This window comes from Aquabacterium sp. CECT 9606, from assembly GCF_918741295.1.
Lineage (GTDB): Bacteria > Pseudomonadota > Gammaproteobacteria > Burkholderiales > Burkholderiaceae_C > Aquabacterium.
In genome coordinates this window covers 1,541,106-1,557,725 of sequence record NZ_CAKKNB010000001.1, presented here as the reverse complement: position 1 = coordinate 1,557,725, position 16,620 = coordinate 1,541,106, and the positions used below count along the sequence as shown (strand labels likewise).

Below are 16,620 nucleotides of genomic sequence, written 5' to 3'. Positions count from 1 at the left end.
TCACACGTCTTCGGCCAGCACTTCCAGGGACAACAACTGTTCTCTCAAGGCGTGGCGCGCACGCCAACCGCCCAAGGCCTCGAACAAGGGCTCCTGCCCTTCGATGGCGGCAATCGCCTGCTGGTCGGTCCAGTAGACGCGGCGGATGCCGGTGCGCTGGTCCAGGGCGGCCAGGCAAGCCTGCTCTACCTTGATCTGATCAGGCTGGTACATGCCCGCGCCCAACAGGTGGTCGGCGCGGAACAAGGTGGTGTCCCAGCCGTGTTGATCGCCCAGCGCGGCAATCGCGGGAAAGGCTTGCCGGGCGGCTTCGTCCAGGGGTCGGTCACGCACCAGGTCCATCAACTCGCGCGGTGAGATCTCGTCAAACACTTCCCATGGCTGCAAAGGGTCCTGGGCCTGCACCTTGCGCAGCAGGTCGTGCCCGTCAAAGGCAAACCAGGCCTGGGCATCCTGGGGTCCGTGGATCTCAAGCACGTAGATCATGGCCGCCCCTTCATTCCACGCCTTCGGCCTGCGCCTTGGCCCAGATCACCTTGCGAAAGCGCTCGGCAATGGCGACCGGGTCGTTGACGAAAGCGCGCCTGGTCGTGTCCATGGCCCCTTGCGCGATCGCGGCTTCGTCATGGCGCAAAGGCACACGGCCCGCCATGTGGGTCGCGCCTGGAACCGCTTTCTGGATGGCCTGGCGGTTGGGGTGCTCGATCAAAGGCACCAGGGTGTCGGCTTCGGGCTGTCCGCCCAGGCAGAGCTGGCCATCGATCACCTCGACCAGGCGACCGTCCTGGGTGGTTTTGACATAGGTGGTGGCAGCCATGATCAGAAACTCACCACGATGTCTTCATTGCGGACGATGAACTGGCAGGCCAAGCGCCATGGCGGCGGCATGTCCTTGGTCTCGGCGTCCTCAATCTGCTGGGCCGTGATCTTGCCGGCCAGCTTGAGCACCGTCTTCTCTTTCTGGGTCAAGGCGACGCCGTAAGGCGCATTGCCCGACAGCACGCTGACCTGCACCTGGCAGGAACCGCATTCGCCGTTTTCGCACTCGAACTCGACAGGCACCTTGTTCGCCTTGGCCAGGGCCAGCAAGGTGCTGGTGTCGCCGGCAATGGCATACACCGTCAGGTCCTTCTTCATGCTCGGGGAAGTGAAGGTCACGTTGGCCATGGTGATCTCGCAAATTGCAGTTTGGACAATCCTCCGGTGGTCGGGCCAGGCCCCACCACCGGAGGCCTCACATCAGCGGATGATGTCGTACGAGTAGTCGGTCTTGCCGGGCACGATGGTGTTGGCATCGAGCGCCTCGAAGTACTCGTCCAGCAGCGTGATCAGCACGCGCATCGCGCCGTCGTAACCCCAGATGGGGTAGCGGTGGTAGTGGTGACGGTCAAAGATCGGGAACACCATGCGGATCAGGGGCACGTTGGTGTCGCGCTCCAGGTACTTGCCGTAGGTGTTGCCAATCAGGAAGTCCACCGGCTCGGTGTGCAGCAAGGAGCGCAGGTGCCACAGGTCGCGCTTGGGGTAGACCTTGCAACCCTTGCCATAAGGCGACGAGTCGAACAAGGCCTGCACCTTGGCGGCCCAGTCTTCCGTGCCATTGGTGGCCAGCACGTGGGCGGGCTCGGCGCCCAACTCCAGCAGGAACTGCGTCATGCCCAGCATCTGGTCAGGGTCGCCATACATGGCATAGCGCTTGCCGTGCAGGTGAGCCTGGCTGTCGGCCATGGCGTCGACCAGTTGACCACGCTCCAGCTCCAGCTCGGCCGGGATTGGCTTGCCGGTGACCTTGGACAAGGCCATCAGGAACTGGTCGGTGCCCGCGACGCCGATGGGGCTGTTCAGCACCACCACCTCGTGGCCCTTGGTCTTGAGGTACTTGATGGTCTTTTCACAGCAGAACTCCTGGAAGACGATGGTGGCCTTGGCATGCAGGCCACGGATCACGTCTTCCTTGGTGGTGCCGCCTTCGTACATGCGGAACTCGCCGTCGGTCGGGGTGTTCCACACTTCGGACGGGTCACAGATGATGTTGTAGTCGATTCCGAACAGGCCGAAGATGCGCTTGATCTCCTTCATGTTGCCGACCACGAAGCCATCGAAGCCGCCAATGAAGTTGACCGTGTCGGTGGGCACGCGCTCCAGGGCAGGCACCGTGCCGGCCTTGCCATCCCAGAAGTGCTGCAGGATGCCCAGCAAGGCGTTGTCGTAGCCCGTGACGTGGCTGCCCACGAAAGCCGGGGTGTGCGCAAAGGGCACATCGAACTCGGCCGGCACGCTGCCCTTTTCCTTCGAGGTCTTGATGAAGGCGTTCAGGTCATCACCGATCACCTCGGCCATGCAGGTGGTCGACACGGCGATCATCTCTGGCTTGTAGAGGTTGTAGGTGTTGGCCAGGCCATCGACCATGTTGTTCAGGCCGCCGAACACGGCCGCGTCTTCCGTCATCGACGAAGACACGCAGGAGGTCGGCTCCTTGAAGTGGCGCGAGAAGTGCGAGCGGTAATACGCCACGCAGCCTTGCGAGCCATGAACGAACGACAGGGTCTTGGCAAAGCCATTGGCCGCGTACACCGCGCCCAGTGGTTGGCAGGCCTTGGCGGGGTTAACGGTCAAGGCTTCGCGGGCGAAGTTCTTTTCCTTGTAGTCCTCGGTCTTGGTCCATTCGACGATCTGCTTGATCTTGTCGTCTGGGTGGTTGAACTCGAAGGCCTTCTTGCCCTCGAGCATGTCCACGTATTCCGGCTCACGGAACAGGAACTCGTGGTCCAGGATCTTGTCTGCGCTTTGTGGCATGGTGATTCTCCAGTCAGTGTCTATCGAGGTCAGGCGGCAGCGAGTGCCTTCCAGGGCGCACGGGTCAGGCCCCAGATTGGGCTGCTGATGGCCATGTCCATGTCACGCGCGAAGATCGCGAAGCCGTCATAGCCGTGGTACGGGCCGGAGTAATCCCAGCTGTGCATCTGGCGGAAGGGCACGCCCATCTTCTGGAACACGTACTTTTCCTTGATGCCCGAGCCGATCAGGTCAGGCTTGATCTTCTCGACGAACTGCTCGAACTCGTAGCCGGTCACGTCGTCATAGATCAGGGTGCCGTCTTTGACGTAATGCGTGGTGCGCTGGTAATCGTCGTTGTGGCCGAACTCGTAGCCGGTGCCGACCACGTTCATGCCCAGGTCTTCATACGCGCCGATCACGTGGCGGGGGCGCAGGCCGCCGACGAACAGCATCACGGTCTTGCCTTCCAGGCGGGGCCTGTACTTGTCGATCACGGCCTGCATCAATGGCTTGTAGCGCGCGATGACTTCTTCGGCCTTGGCCTTGATGGTGTCGTCGAAGTGGCTGGCGATCTCGCGCAGGGACTTCTCGATCATGGTGGGTCCGAAGAAGTTGTACTCCACCCAGGGGATGGCGTACTTCTCTTCCATGTACCGGCTGATGTAGTTCATCGAGCGGTAGCAGTGCAGCACGTTGAGCTTGGCCTTGGGGGTGTTTTCCAGCTCGGCGATGGTGCCGTCGCCAGACCACTGGGCGATCACGCGCAGGCCGATCTCTTCGAGCAGGATGCGACTGGACCAGGCGTCACCCCCGATGTTGTAGTCGCCAATGATGGCCACGTCGTACGGGGTGGCCACGAACTCGTGCTCTTTCTTGGTCTTGCCTTCGAACACCCAGTCGCGGATGGCGTCGTTGGCGATGTGGTGGCCCAGCGATTGGGACACGCCACGGAAGCCTTCGCAACGCACCGGCACGATGGTGTGGTTGTTGTGCTCTTTGGATTTCTTCTTGGACACGGCTTCGATGTCGTCACCGATCAGGCCGATGGGGCACTCGGACTGCACCGAGATGCCTTTGTTCAAGGGGAACAGCTCCTGGATTTCGTCCACGATCTTTTCCAGCTTCTTGTCACCGCCGAACACGATGTCCTTTTCCTGGAAGTCGGACGTGAACTGCATCGTCACGAAGGTGTCCACACCGGTCACGCCGATGTAGTAGTTGCGGCGTGCCGCCCAGCTGTACTGGCCGCAGCCCACCGGGCCGTGCGAGATGTGGATCATGTCCTTGATCGGGCCCCACACCACGCCCTTGGAGCCGGCATAAGCGCAACCGCGGATCGTCATCACACCGGGCAATGACTTGATGTTGGACTTGACGCCGCAATCGGGCTTGCCTTCTTCAAAGGTACCCAGGTGCTTGGCGCGCCGTTTGGCCATCTTTTCGGGATAGGCCTTCAGGACTTCATCAATCAAGGCTTTGTTGGTGGCCTTGCGTTCTTCAACGGTCATGCTCATGGTGGACTCCGTTATGTGCTTTCAGGGATGGACCGAGGGAGAGGCCCCTCGGCCCCCCCTCCCTACTTACGCTGCCAGCTCGGCAGCGGCTTTGCCGACTTGGCTTTCGTCGATCGTCTTCATGATTCCGTGCTCCATCAGCAGGTCTTCCAGCTGATCCATCGTGATGGGGGTGGGGATGGTGCCGTTGCCGGCGTTGGCATGGATCTTCTGGGCCAGCGTGCGGTACTCCTCGGCCTGCTTGGATTCAGGCGCGTACTCCAGCACGGTCATGCGGCGCAACTCGGCGTGCTGCACGATGTTGTCGCGCGGCACGAAGTGGATCAGGCGCGAGCCCAGCATCTTGGCCAGGGACTCGGCCAGCTCCAGTTCCTTGTCGGTCTGGCGCTCGTTGCAGACCAGGCCACCCAAACGCACACCACCCGAGTTGGCATACTTCAAGATGCCCTTGGAGATGTTGTTGGCGGCGTACATGGCCATCATTTCGCCCGACATGACGATGTAGATTTCCTGGGCCTTGTTTTCGCGGATGGGCATGGCGAAACCGCCGCACACCACGTCGCCCAGCACGTCGTAGGACACATAGTCCACGCCGTCATAGGCGCCGTTTTCTTCCAGGAAGTTGATCGAGGTGATCACACCGCGACCAGCGCAACCCACGCCTGGCTCCGGGCCACCGGATTCCACGCAGCGGATGTCGCGGTACCCCACCTTCATGACGTCTTCCAGCTCCAGGTCCTCCACCGAACCGGCTTCAGCGGCCAGCGACAAGATGGTGTCCTGGGCCTTGGCGTGCAGGATCAAACGGGTGGAGTCGGCCTTGGGATCGCAGCCGACGATGAGGATCTTCTGACCCATCTGGGCCAGCGCAGCCAAGGTGTTTTGCGAGGTGGTGGACTTGCCGATGCCACCCTTGCCATAAAAGGCGATCTGTCTCAATGAAGCCATTTCAGTTCTCCAGAAAAGCTGAGGTTTAAAAGCAGGTTGCGAAGCCGCGACCCTGATGTGCCTTTGGTGCCGTTGTAGGTCTTCGTATCGCCACGTTCTGGCCAGACATGGTCTGCGCAGGGTCTCTATCGCAACTGCCGTGCCACCACTTGTCAATTCATTCAAGCCATTGATTTCATTGATGAATATGGCTTTCAAAGGCTGTGCAACGCCCTTTGATTTGTTTGTTCGGAACCCGACAAAACCGATCATTCGCGTCGTGAACTTCACATGCGCGACGAAGGCCACCAGCCCCCTTTGCACTCGGCCTCATAGGAGCGTTGGGCGCACGTGAACACTGGTATGCCGATTGCAATGGTGAGCACATGAACCCCACGACCATCGTCCCGCCTGCCAATCCACACTACCGCCAAATTGGTGGTGAAGCAGGCATTGGCCGGCTGGTCGAGGCCTTCTACCGATTGATGGACACGCTGCCACAAGCGGCCAGCATCCGCGCCATGCATGAGCCCGACCTGGCCATGACCAAACGGATCTTCAAGCTGTTCCTGAGTGAATGGCTGGGCGGCCCCCGCGAGTATTCCGCCCAGCGAGGCCACCCCCGACTGAGACAACGGCACATGCCCTTTCACATCGGGCTGGCCGAGCGAGATGCGTGGCTCCTCTGCATGAGCGGCGCATTGCAAGAAGTCGTGCCTGACGCGGTGTTGCCCGAGCAGCTCATGCAGGCATTTTTCAAGACGGCGGATTTCATCCGCCAAGACCGACCGAGTTGACCCTGAAGGATCTCATCATGAGCGTGACCATCGACCAGCCCCCCATCGAGCAAACGGCCCTGGGCCGCCTGGACAAGGGCCGACATCTGCAGAACCCCGTGTTCAAGGGCCTCACGCACAAGCCGGGCCGATTTGGCTTTCGCGGTGAACTGGCCCTGCGCTTTTCAGCACAACTGGCCGACGAAGCCCGCCCACCCGAGCTGACCTGCGACCAGGTGATGGCGATTGCCTTGACGGGAGAAACCACCATCCCCTTCTTCGCGGGCTACCTGTTGTCGTTCGAGCATTTGAAGGACGTTGCGGAAGTGCTGGGCAGCGGGCTCACTGCTGGGGGCAAGTACTTCTTGTTCTGCAACAACATGGACCTGAGCAAGAAGTACCAGGTTCCATACAAGGGCGCCATGTTCTACGTTCTGCCACTGGACGAGGGCACGGTCTACAACGAGTTGCTGGAGTTGCTTTATCTGGAGAAGAACGACCTGAAGAAGCTGGACACCGCCGGCAAGCTGGACGCCATCGCCAATGCCGCCCTGAAGTACGACATCACGTTCGACACCATCACCTATGCCGAGGGACTGGGCTTGATGGGCCCCGTGCGCAACCCCAACGAGAACCGGCCGGTGTAAACCGGTCGCCATGGCCTGGCTGGACTACTGGAAGTAGCCCAGCATGCGCTCCAGCGCCATGGTCAGCGGCATTTGCATCATCGGCAGGGTCAGCCACAGGCCGGTCAGGCCCACGCCCAAGGTCACCGGGAAGCCGATCGAGAAGATGTTCATTTGCGGCGCCACGCGCGAGATCAGGCCCATCACCAGGTTGACCAGAGACAGCATGGCCACCACCGGCAGCGACACCCACAGGCCGATCTTGAAGATCTCGGCGCCCCACACCTGGGGTTGGATCACGCTGAGGAAAGCCAATGGCTGAGGTGCCACCGGAAATGTGTCAAAGCTGTGCACCACGGCGGCAGTGAGCATGAGGTGGCCATTCATGACCACGAACAGCCACGCGGCGCAGGTGCCATAAAAACGGCTCACGGCGGTGGCTTGCCCGCCACTCATCGGGTCGAAGAAGCTGGCGAAGTTCAAGCCCATTTGCAGGCCCACGATTTCGCCAGCGAACTCGATGGCGGCAAACACCACTCGGGCGGCAAAGCCCATGGTCAGGCCGATCAAGACCTGCTGTGCCAACACCATCAAGGCTTGTGGCGAGTTCAAGGCCACCACAGGCATCTCGGGCAACGTGGGCTGGGCGGCCACCACGATCAACAGCCCCAGGCCCATGCGAACACGCCGGGGAATGGCGCGCATGGACAAGACCGGCGCGGCCGTGAACAAGCCCATCACGCGAAAGAAAGGCCACAGCCACGGCGTGATCCACGCCATCACCTGGGCTTCGCTGAAGGTGACCAACGCTCAGCCCACCACGCTGGGGATCGACTGCAGGACTTGCTGGATGTAATCCACCAGGGTGCTGAGCATCCACGGGCCAGCAATGCCCAGTGTGGCGAAAGCGGCCAGCAGCTTGGGCACAAACGACAAGGTCGCTTCGTGGATTTGTGTGGCGGCTTGAAAGATGCTGACGATCAGGCCCACGGCCAGCACCACCATCAGGATGGGCGCGCACACGGTGAGCAGGGTCAGCAGGCCATCGCGGCCAATGGTCAGGACTTGTTGCGGATCCATGCTCAGTCCCCTTCTTCTACTGCGCGAAGCTGGCGGCCAGCGAACCCAAGAGCAGGTTCCAGCCATCGGCCAACACGAAGAGCATCAGCTTGAATGGCAAGGCCACCATCACGGGTGACAGCATCATCATCCCCAAGCTCATCAGCACACTGGCCACGATCATGTCGATGACCAGGAAGGGGATGAAAATCAGGAAACCAATCTGGAAAGCGGATTTGAGCTCGCTGGTGACAAAGGCCGGCACCAGCACTCGCAGGGGCACGGACTCGGGCTTGACGTCGCCTTCGATCTTGGCCAGGCGCACAAACAAACCCAGGTCGGACTGGCGCGTTTGCTTGAGCATGAACTGGCGCATGGGGCCTTGGCCACGGTCCATCGCTTCGCTGAAGCTGATCTGGTTGGCGGCGAAGGGCTCGTAGGCGTCCTTGTAAACCTTGTCCAGCGTGGGGCCCATGACGAAAAGTGTCAAGAACAGCGACAAGCCGACGATAACTTGATTGGGTGGTGCAGCCTGTGCACCAATGGCCTGGCGCATCAGGCTGAGCACGATGACGATGCGGGTGAAACCCGTCATCATCAGCAACAGCGCGGGCAAGAAGCTCAGCGCCGTGAAGAACAGCAAGGTCTGGATCGGCACCGAGTAGTTGGTCCCACCAGCGCCCTGGCCAATCAGCAAGGGCAAACCGCCACCTGGCGTGGGCACGGTCTGGGCCATCGCGGCCGCGGAGCACGCAGCCAGGCCCAAGGCCACGGCCGTGGCCTTCAATCGCTTCGAAAAATGCATGGGGTGTCCTGGTCGCTCGCTCGTCAAACCTTGGGGTGCTCGCCGACGTCTGAAGCACGCCTGAGCAAGATCGGGAACGTCGACGCGGTTCCCTCGCGTTCTGCCTGCTCCTGGCTGTCCTGCGTGGGTTGCAGGCTGTGCAGGGCAGTGATGCTTTGCGCGGTCACACCCAGCACCAGCCAGGTCTTCTGATCGCCCGCGCCCAGCTCGACGGTGACCAGGCGCTGGCCAGGGCCCAGTGACAACTGACTCACCGTCTTGAGCACCGCGTCGCCCGACCCCATGCGGTTCTTGGCCAAGCCGGATTTCTTGAGCATGTACAAGCTCAGCGGGATCATGGCCACGATGAACACGAACCAGAAAATCAGCATTCCTGTGGATTGCATGTGTGTCTCCTTGTGCGCGCCTGGTCAGCCACCGCGGCTGAGGCGGCGCATGCGTTCTGAGGGGGTCACGATGTCGGTCAAGCGGATGCCGAACTTGTCGTTCACCACCACCACTTCGCCCTGGGCAATCAGGAAGCCGTTGACCAGCACGTCCATGGGCTCGCCGGCCATCGCGTCCAGTTCCACCACCGAGCCCTGCGCCAATTGCAGGATGTTCTTGATGGGGATGCGCGTGCGGCCCAGCTCCACCGTCAACTGCACGGGGATGTCCAGGATCATGTTGATGTCGTTGCCCGCCGGGTTGATGGACGAGGCCGCGGCAAAGTTGGCGAAGGCAGCCGGCGTGCCTTGCGCTGCGGGGCTGGACACTTCGCTGGCCGATCCGAAGATGTCATCGGTGGAGGCCGCCGACGTGCTCTGCTGCGCCAGCGCGGCCTCCCACTCCGCGGCCATCGCGTCTTGTTCTTCGTTGGGGGCTGCTTCGGCGGAAGTCGTTTCGGGTTCGATGTCAGACATGTTGTTCTCCCAGCCAGCCGTTGTTGGCCGTGGTCAGTAGCTTGTCAATGCGCAAGGCGTATTTGCCGTTGGACGTGCCGTAGTAGCACTCCAGGATGGGCACACCGTCCACCTTGGCTTCAATGAGTTTTTCAAGGTCCAGCTCGATGAAGTCTCCGGGCTTGAGGGCCAACAGTTGCTCCACCGTGGCGGGGGCATGGGCCATCTCGGCCACCAGCTCCACCTCGGCCGCCTGGATCTGCTGCGTGAGCAACTTCACCCAGCGGCGATCGGGCTCGGCCGAATCACCCTGGATCGACGAAAACAGGATGTCGCGGATCGGCTCCAGGGTCGAATAAGGAATGCAGATGTGGATGGTGCCGCTGGCATCGCCGATCTCCAGCGTGAACGAGCAGCACACCACAATCTCGGCGGGTGTGGCGATGGTGGCGAACTGGGGCTGCATCTCCGAGCGCTGGTAATCCAGTTCCAGGGGATAAATGCCGCGCCAGGCCTTCTTGTACTCCTCAGACACCACCTCGATCAGGCGCGTGATGATGCGTTGCTCAGTGGGCGAGAAATCACGCCCTTCAATGCGGGTGTGGTACTTGCCGGCGCCGCCAAACAGCGAATCGATCACCGCGAAGACCAGCGTGGGATCACACACCACCAGGCCTGAGCCGCGCAGGGGGCGGATGGCCATGATGTTGAAGTTGGTGGGCACCACGATCTCGCGCAAGAAAGCGCTGTACTTTTGCACCTTGATGCCACCCACCGACACCTCGGGCGACTTGCGGATCAGGTTGAACAGGCCAATGCGGATGTTGCGGGCAAAGCGCTCGTTGACGATTTCCATCGTGGGCATGCGCCCGCGAACAATGCGTTCCTGATTCGCGAGGTTGTAGTCGCGAATGCCTTCCTTCGGCTCGTCTTCCTGCTCCAGCTTCTGGCTTTCGCCAGTGATGCCTTGCAGGAGGGCGTCAACTTCGTCTTGCGAGAGGATTTGCTGATTCATGGCCTGGCTACTGCGGTTGGCTCACTGAACGATAAAATTGGCGTAGTTGACTTTGACGATGGGGTTGTACTGCTCGACCTTCTTTTTCTTCTTCTTTTTCTTCTTGGGTGCAGTGTCTTCGTCGGTCGCTTCTTGCGCTGCCGCCTCTTCGTCTTCAGGTTCGTCGATTTCGTAGCCCATGGCCCGAGCCGCATCACGGCGGATCTGCTCGGCCAGCTTTTCCTTGCCCTCCTGGGTCAGCAACTGGTCAGACGTCTTGTGCGACAAGATCATCAGCACCGAATTGCGGATGGCCGGCATGTAGGTCTTGATTTCCTCGGCGACTTTGGGATCGTCCACCTGCAGGGTCAGGCCGATCTGCGCAAAGCGCTCGGTTTCCTTGTCGGCCAGATTGACGATGAAGGGATCAAGCGGCACAAACGCCGGCGGCGCAGCGTGCTCATCCTTGCCGTGCTTGGCCTTGGGGGCTTCCTTGGCGTGCGAGGAGCTTTCGGTGGCTTCGCCATCCTCGCCTTCGGCTGCTGCTGCGGCTGCGGCGGCCGCGTTTTTCTTCATCACGAAGACAGCGGCACCGCCGCCAATCACCACCAGCAGCAGCACGGCCGCGATGATGATGATGAGCTTTTTAGGCCCCTTCTTGGGGGCGTCGCCTTCGGCGGGTACCGCAGCGGAAGCAGCTGACATTCGCAAATCTCCTGAAATTCAAGCCCTTCGACCCTGAAAAAGTCGAAAGAGGCATGATGGGATTATTGGAAGTCAGGGCCAAAACTGAAGAACCGATAAGCGATGTGAAATCCGCGCGATTCTGGACAGGGCGGGCCTGGGCCTATGCATACAGGTCAAGGCCACCTCGTCGCCCTGCCTGGGCGGCCGCCGCAGCCATGCGACCTTCATGTGGTTCACCACCGGACGAATCCAAGCCCGGAGACCCACCACCCCAGGCCGGGGCGCCACCAGGCTGACCCGAGGCCTGGTTGAACTGTTGCTGGGGTGCCTGATCGGACACGCCCGATCCGCCGAGACTGAAACCGGCGTCGTCCAGGGAGGCGGACAACATCGGCAGGCTGGCCTCGATGGCACGCCTAGTTTCAAGGTTGGCCGCCGCGAAATCAACCTGCGCCGACTGGCCATCCAGTGAAATCTTCACGCTGATGGGGCCCATCTCGGCAGGATTGAGGTGCAGTTCGGCCGACATGGTGCCGTCTTCGCCCACGGCGTTCACCCACATGCCCACCCGCTCGGCCAGGGCTTGCGGAAATTCGGGGCTGTTGACGGCCGGGGCCAGGGTGGCGCTGGTCTGGGCCGCGGCACTGGCCTCGGCCGTTTTGCCGGCCAGGCCACGCATCATTTCGGTGGACAAGGTGCTGGCAAAGTCAGCGCCCTTGGCCGATGAATCTGCCGCACCATCCGCCACGGCCAGGCGGCCTTCCGCGGCTTGCAGGGTCGAGACATCAATGGCGCCCTTGTCATTGGCGGCACTCATGGCCGCCAGTGCATCATGCCCTGTCGCGCCGACTGGTGTGGTGCCATCCTTGGCTTGCAACTGGGCTTCGCTGGCATCCGCACCGGCTTTCTGGGCATCCCCCCCGCCCAGTGAGGCCGCCTTGGCGCCACCGTGGGTCAGGCTGGCCAGCCAGGCCAGCATGGACGAAGGGTCGCTGGCGGTGGCGCTTTCGGCTGGTTGCTGGTCTTTGGCCGCCACCTCGCTTTGCCCGACGGCCTCTTTACCCTCATCCACAGCGGCTTGGTCTTGCCCAGCCTCGTTGCTGCGCTCAGCTTTGTCAGCGCCTTCCTTGGCCTGGCCTTTGGCCCCGTCCGTCTTGGCCGGCTTGCGATTGGCATCGGCCGACGCGGTCTTGGGCTTCTCAGCCTTGGGGGCGTGCGCGGTCTCGGAATGGCTCACGGGCGCCTGGCGCTTGGCTTGCGCGGCATTGGCCTGGGCGCGGGCCAAGGCATTGCGCGCTTCCACCGAGGTGGACGAGCCGCCCTGCCCTGCGCTGGCTTTGGTGGGCGCGGCGGCATTGGCCGACAACTGGGCCGCTGTGGACGAAGCTTGAGGCGTGCTGGCCGCGGCACGTGCCATCCAGCGCGAGAAATCGGATTGCATGGCAGCCTGATCAGCCCCATTCGCCTGGGTGGACGAGGACGACAACTTCGCCGCCCAATCGGTCGCCGCGCTGTTGGTGGTACCGGATTTGCCAGCGTTGGTGGAGTTGATGGGACCGTTCATGTCACAACCTTTCAAGATCATTCATTCAAATCAATAGGACGTCGGCACGAAGCTGGTGCTCGAGCCCATCGACGAAGACAGTGGCGAGGAGCCGCCCCGGCCCGCACGCGCGGCCTGTTCGTCGGTGGCTTTCTGGTCACGGCGCTGTTCGCGCTGCGCGGCCTCGAGCGCGCGTCGGTCGATCAGTTGGCCCACAGCGGCCACCTTGCGCTCGCGCTCGATCAATTGCAGGCGACATTGCTCCATGAACAGCGCGGCCTGGGCGACCCGTTTGTCCTGCTCGGACACCGCATCACCCAAACGCGCGGTGAAGTCCTGGTAGCAGCGCACGATTTCCATGCCGCCCGATTTGGAGAACTGGGTGCTCCAGCGCTGCTGGTATTCCTTGCGCCAATCGGCCAGGGACTGGGCCTGCTGGCGCGCGGCCTCGTGGGCGCGGCGGGCGTTTTCCATTTGCGAGACGGCATCGTCCCGGGCCTTCTCGGCCGAATCAAGCAGGATCAACAGGGGCTGGATGGTGCTCATCTCAATCGCTCACGATGTGACGCAGTTGCTCGACGCTGTCATCCAGGCGCGCAGGCAGGTGCATGTCTTGTTGGAGCATGGCCACCATGGCCGGGTGCAGTTTCACGGCCTGGTCCAGGTCGCGGTCGTGTCCGGGCACATAAGCACCCAGCTGGATCAGGTCCTTGGCCTTGCTGTACTTGGACCACAGCTGCCGGAAGCGGCGCGACGAATCGATGTGCTCGCTGCTGGCCACGTTGTTCATCACGCGCGAGGCCGATTTTTCAATGTCGATGGCCGGAAAGTGCCCCGCCTCGGCCAGGTCGCGCGACAGCACGATGTGGCCGTCAAGGATGGCGCGGGCAGCGTCGGCAATGGGGTCTTGCTGGTCGTCGCCTTCGGACAGCACGGTGTAGAAGGCAGTGATGGAACCGTGGCCATTCAGGCCGTTGCCGCTGCGCTCCACCAATTGGGGCAGCTTGGCAAAGCACGAAGGCGGATAGCCCTTCGTGGCAGGCGGCTCGCCAATGGCCAGGGCGATTTCGCGCTGGGCCATGGCATACCGGGTGAGCGAGTCCATCAACAACAGCACATGCAGGCCCTGGTCACGAAAGTGTTCAGCCACCGCAGTAGCGTAGTTCGCGCCTTGCATGCGCGTCAATGGGGGTGCATCCGCGGGTGCGGCCACCACCACCGATCTGGCCAGGCCGTCTTCACCCAGAATGTCTTCGATGAATTCCTTGACTTCACGGCCCCGTTCACCAATCAGCCCCACCACGATGACGTCGGCCTGGGTGTAGCGGGCCATCATGCCCAGCAACACCGATTTACCGACGCCGGAGCCGGCGAACAGGCCGATGCGCTGGCCACGGCCCACCGTCAGCATGGTGTTGATGGCGCGAACGCCGGTGTCCAAAGGCAGGCGCACGGGGTCGCGCTCCATGGCATTCATGGGGCGGCGCACCAGGGGTTCGCTGCGCACGTGGTTCAAGGGGCCGTGGCGGTCCAGGGGTTCACCGTGGGCGTTGACCACGCGGCCCAGCAGGCCACTGCCGATGGGCAGGTGGCGGGTGCGGTCTTCGCTGCGGCGCCAGGGGTGGTTGGGCCGGCCCAGCAAAGGCGGATTGATGGGGATGGCGCGCGGCACCACGCGGGCGCCGCTGGACAAGCCGTGCGCTTCGGCCGTCGGCATCAGGTAGGCCCGATCGCCGGCAAAACCCACCACCTCGGCCAGCACGGGCTGGGCTTCCAGACGGGTTTCGGAATGGATCTCACACACCGCGCCCACGGGCAGGCGCAGGCCTGCGGCCTCCAGCACCAAGCCAGCCACGCGGACCAGCTTGCCTTGGTTTTCCAGCGGGATGGCGGTGCTGGCGCAGTCGTCCAGGTCACCCAGGAAGCGGTTCCAGCGGTCCATGGCCACGCCTTGGCCAGCGGCGCGAATGGGCATGTTCATGCGGCATCTCCGGCAGAGGGCAATTCGTCATCCATGTCGGTGCTGTCACCGTTGTCCACGGGGGTGTAAGGCACCTCGTGGCCGCCATTCCATGCGGTCTGGCTGCCCATCGCGGCGGCGGCGCGGAACCAGCGCGCTTCCACGCTGGCATCCACCACAGCGATGTCGGACTCGACCAGGCAGCCACCACGTGTCACCGAGGCATCGGGCAAGAGGCGGGCACCCCGGGCTTGCAACACCTCGGTCAAAGACCCTTGGGCCAGCGCGTTGTCGTCAGGGTTCAGGCGCACCACGATCTGCTTGGCGGACGACAGCAGCACGCTGAGCGCTTCTTCAGCGACCGTCAGCACGGCTTCGGGGCGTTGATCCAGCTCGCTGCGCACCACTTGGCGGGCCAGCTCCAGCGCCACACCGGCAATCCGGCCAGCCAGTTGCTGCTCCAGCGATTCCAGGCGGTGGTGGAAGTCGGACGCCAGTGCGCCGATCTGGTCGTTCATGTAGGCGGCCAGTTGGGCCGCCTGGGTCTGCTTGTAGCTTTCGAGCGCGATCAGGCCATTGCGGTAGCCATCCTGGTAACCCGATTTGTGGGCCTTGTCGACCAGCTCTTCAACATCGGGCGCTGGGGTGGGGGGCGCCGGAGGCTCAGGGGGCATGGGGGCTTCTTCGCCGGGCATGCCGCCCACCAAAGGTTGCCGCTTGATGCTGGTGACCGTGGCCTTGGGCGCCGGCTTGGGTGCAGCGGGCCTGGCGGTAGCCGCAGTTGGCTTGGCACCGGCCGGGGCGGCTTTCGCCGAGGCACCGGCTGCCGGCTTCACCGTCAAAGGCACGCTGGCTGCCGCCCGCTCCGAGAATGTCTGCTTGCGAACACCCGACTCGCCCGCAGGGTCGCCCTTGTCGGGCGAGGGTTGTTCGAACGTTTGGGGGTTCCAGGCGGCAAACGATCCCAGCTCTTCGCGAGGGATGAAACGCGTGTACGAATTCGGCACGTTGCCGCCGTGGCCATTGCCATTGCCATTGCCACCGTTGTTGCCTCCGCCTGGCGGCACGGGCTTAGACGTACTCATCGTCGCCTCCGCTGGCCAAGGCTATCTGCCCTTCGTCGGCCAGGCGCCGCACGATCTTGAGCATTTCCTTTTGCTCGCCTTCGACCTCGGACAGCTTGACCGGGCCGCGCGATTCCAAATCTTCACGCAGCGTTTCGGCCGCGCGGCTGGACATGTTCTTGAACACCTTCTCGCGGATCTCTGGCGAAGCTCCCTTGAGCGCGATGATGAGCGATTCGGTCTGAACTTCCTTGAGCAAGGCCTGGAAACCCTTGTCGTCCAGCTTCTCCAGGTCGTCGAAGGTGAACATGTTGTCCATGATCTTCTGCGCCAGGTCCGCGTCGCTTTCGCGGATGTAATCCAGCACCGAGGTTTCCAGGCTGGAGCCCATCAGGTTGATGATCTCGGCGGCAGGTTTCACGCCGCCGAGCGACGACTTGCGGATCTGGGTGCCGCCCGCCAAAACGCGAGACAAGACATCGTTGAGGTCCTTCAAAGCCTGCGGCTGGATGCCGTCCAGGGTGGCGATGCGCACCATCACCTCATTGCGGTGGCGGTCCGAGAACGACTTCAGCACCGATGAACATTGATCAGGATCCAGGTGGACCAGGATGGCGGCCACGATCTGGGGATGCTCGTTACGCAGCAGTTCGGCCACCGATTGAGCGTCCATCCATTTCAGGCTTTCGATGCCCGTGACATCACTGCCCTGGATGATCCGGTCGATCAACAGATTGGCTTTTTCATCACCCAAGGCTTTGCGCAAAACCGCCTTGATGTACTCATCGGTGTCGGGCACCAGCACGCCCAGGTCGCTCGAATCATCGGCAAAACGTGTCAGCACTTTTTCAACGCGGTCGCGTGGCACCGACTTGAGCTTGGCGATCGTTTCACCCAGGCCTTGCACTTCCTTGGGCTCCAGGTGTTTAAAGACCTCGGCAGCCTCTTCCTCGCCCAGTGACATGAGCAAGATCGCAGCGTCTTCGAGTCCTTTGTCATCCATGTT

General features: G+C 62.3%; 20 protein-coding genes. 2 read left to right on the top strand and 18 right to left on the bottom strand.

Features of this window, described 5'->3' with window-relative positions; translation table 11 throughout:
* The 6 genes from LQ232_RS07295 to nifH all read right to left on the bottom strand — a co-directional run bounded on the left by LQ232_RS07295 (position 1) and on the right by nifH (position 5,240).
* Positions 1-486: a hypothetical protein gene (locus LQ232_RS07295; protein WP_230179594.1), complete on the bottom strand. Its 486-nt coding sequence runs from the start codon at positions 484-486 to the stop codon at positions 1-3.
* Positions 487-496: 10 nt separating this feature from the next.
* Positions 497-817, bottom strand: a complete 321-nt coding sequence (locus LQ232_RS07290) for a hypothetical protein (protein WP_230179593.1) — start codon at positions 815-817, stop codon at positions 497-499.
* A gap of 2 nt (positions 818-819) precedes the next feature.
* The gene (locus tag LQ232_RS07285) at positions 820-1,167 is read right to left on the bottom strand and encodes a 2Fe-2S iron-sulfur cluster-binding protein (RefSeq protein ID WP_230179592.1); all 348 of its coding nucleotides are present in this window, start codon (positions 1,165-1,167) and stop codon (positions 820-822) included.
* A 72-nt stretch (positions 1,168-1,239) separates the two neighbouring features.
* Positions 1,240-2,796: a nitrogenase molybdenum-iron protein subunit beta gene (gene nifK, locus LQ232_RS07280; RefSeq protein WP_230179591.1), complete on the bottom strand. Its 1,557-nt coding sequence runs from the start codon at positions 2,794-2,796 to the stop codon at positions 1,240-1,242.
* Positions 2,797-2,825: 29 nt separating this feature from the next.
* The gene (gene nifD, locus LQ232_RS07275; RefSeq protein WP_230179590.1) at positions 2,826-4,292 is read right to left on the bottom strand and encodes a nitrogenase molybdenum-iron protein alpha chain; all 1,467 of its coding nucleotides are present in this window, start codon (positions 4,290-4,292) and stop codon (positions 2,826-2,828) included.
* Between the two features lie 66 nt (positions 4,293-4,358).
* On the bottom strand, positions 4,359-5,240 hold the full coding sequence (gene nifH / locus LQ232_RS07270) for a nitrogenase iron protein (protein ID WP_230179589.1): 882 nt from the start codon (positions 5,238-5,240) through the stop codon (positions 4,359-4,361).
* A 365-nt stretch (positions 5,241-5,605) separates the two neighbouring features.
* Here nifH and LQ232_RS07265 point away from each other — a divergent pair, with 365 nt between their 5' ends.
* Complete coding sequence (locus LQ232_RS07265; RefSeq protein ID WP_230179588.1) at positions 5,606-6,016, top strand: group II truncated hemoglobin; 411 nt, start codon at positions 5,606-5,608, stop codon at positions 6,014-6,016.
* Positions 6,017-6,033: 17 nt separating this feature from the next.
* Entirely contained in the window at positions 6,034-6,642 is a 609-nt protein-coding gene (locus LQ232_RS07260) for a hypothetical protein (RefSeq protein WP_230179587.1), read from the top strand.
* Between the two features lie 24 nt (positions 6,643-6,666).
* Here the strand turns inward: LQ232_RS07260 and fliR are convergent, their stop codons facing one another.
* From fliR to fliG, 12 genes are all read right to left on the bottom strand, one after another.
* The gene (fliR, locus tag LQ232_RS07255; RefSeq protein ID WP_230179586.1) at positions 6,667-7,428 is read right to left on the bottom strand and encodes a flagellar biosynthetic protein FliR; all 762 of its coding nucleotides are present in this window, start codon (positions 7,426-7,428) and stop codon (positions 6,667-6,669) included.
* Positions 7,429-7,431: 3 nt separating this feature from the next.
* Positions 7,432-7,701: a flagellar biosynthesis protein FliQ gene (gene fliQ / locus LQ232_RS07250; RefSeq protein ID WP_230179585.1), complete on the bottom strand. Its 270-nt coding sequence runs from the start codon at positions 7,699-7,701 to the stop codon at positions 7,432-7,434.
* A 16-nt stretch (positions 7,702-7,717) separates the two neighbouring features.
* The gene (gene fliP / locus LQ232_RS07245) at positions 7,718-8,485 is read right to left on the bottom strand and encodes a flagellar type III secretion system pore protein FliP (RefSeq protein WP_371820124.1); all 768 of its coding nucleotides are present in this window, start codon (positions 8,483-8,485) and stop codon (positions 7,718-7,720) included.
* Between the two features lie 23 nt (positions 8,486-8,508).
* A complete protein-coding gene (locus tag LQ232_RS07240; protein ID WP_230179584.1) occupies positions 8,509-8,871 on the bottom strand; it encodes a flagellar biosynthetic protein FliO in 363 nt (120 codons plus the stop codon).
* Between the two features lie 24 nt (positions 8,872-8,895).
* On the bottom strand, positions 8,896-9,387 hold the full coding sequence (gene fliN / locus LQ232_RS07235) for a flagellar motor switch protein FliN (protein ID WP_230179583.1): 492 nt from the start codon (positions 9,385-9,387) through the stop codon (positions 8,896-8,898).
* Positions 9,380-10,381: a flagellar motor switch protein FliM gene (gene fliM, locus LQ232_RS07230; RefSeq protein WP_230179582.1), complete on the bottom strand. Its 1,002-nt coding sequence runs from the start codon at positions 10,379-10,381 to the stop codon at positions 9,380-9,382. Before fliM ends, fliN begins: the two co-directional genes overlap by 8 nt.
* Before the next feature lie 21 nt (positions 10,382-10,402).
* Positions 10,403-11,065, bottom strand: a complete 663-nt coding sequence (gene fliL, locus LQ232_RS07225; RefSeq protein ID WP_230179581.1) for a flagellar basal body-associated protein FliL — start codon at positions 11,063-11,065, stop codon at positions 10,403-10,405.
* A gap of 142 nt (positions 11,066-11,207) precedes the next feature.
* On the bottom strand, positions 11,208-12,611 hold the full coding sequence (locus LQ232_RS07220; protein WP_230179580.1) for a flagellar hook-length control protein FliK: 1,404 nt from the start codon (positions 12,609-12,611) through the stop codon (positions 11,208-11,210).
* A 30-nt stretch (positions 12,612-12,641) separates the two neighbouring features.
* Positions 12,642-13,136, bottom strand: a complete 495-nt coding sequence (gene fliJ, locus LQ232_RS07215; RefSeq protein ID WP_230179579.1) for a flagellar export protein FliJ — start codon at positions 13,134-13,136, stop codon at positions 12,642-12,644.
* A gap of 1 nt (position 13,137) precedes the next feature.
* Positions 13,138-14,571: a flagellar protein export ATPase FliI gene (fliI, locus tag LQ232_RS07210; protein ID WP_370652476.1), complete on the bottom strand. Its 1,434-nt coding sequence runs from the start codon at positions 14,569-14,571 to the stop codon at positions 13,138-13,140.
* Positions 14,568-15,635 carry a flagellar assembly protein FliH gene (locus LQ232_RS07205; RefSeq protein ID WP_230179578.1) on the bottom strand — a complete coding sequence of 356 codons (1,068 nt, stop codon included), beginning with the start codon at positions 15,633-15,635 and terminating at the stop codon, positions 14,568-14,570. Before LQ232_RS07205 ends, fliI begins: the two co-directional genes overlap by 4 nt.
* Positions 15,622-16,617, bottom strand: a complete 996-nt coding sequence (gene fliG / locus LQ232_RS07200; RefSeq protein WP_230179577.1) for a flagellar motor switch protein FliG — start codon at positions 16,615-16,617, stop codon at positions 15,622-15,624. The genes LQ232_RS07205 and fliG overlap by 14 nt, the downstream gene beginning before the upstream one ends.
* Positions 16,618-16,620 lie beyond the last annotated feature (3 nt).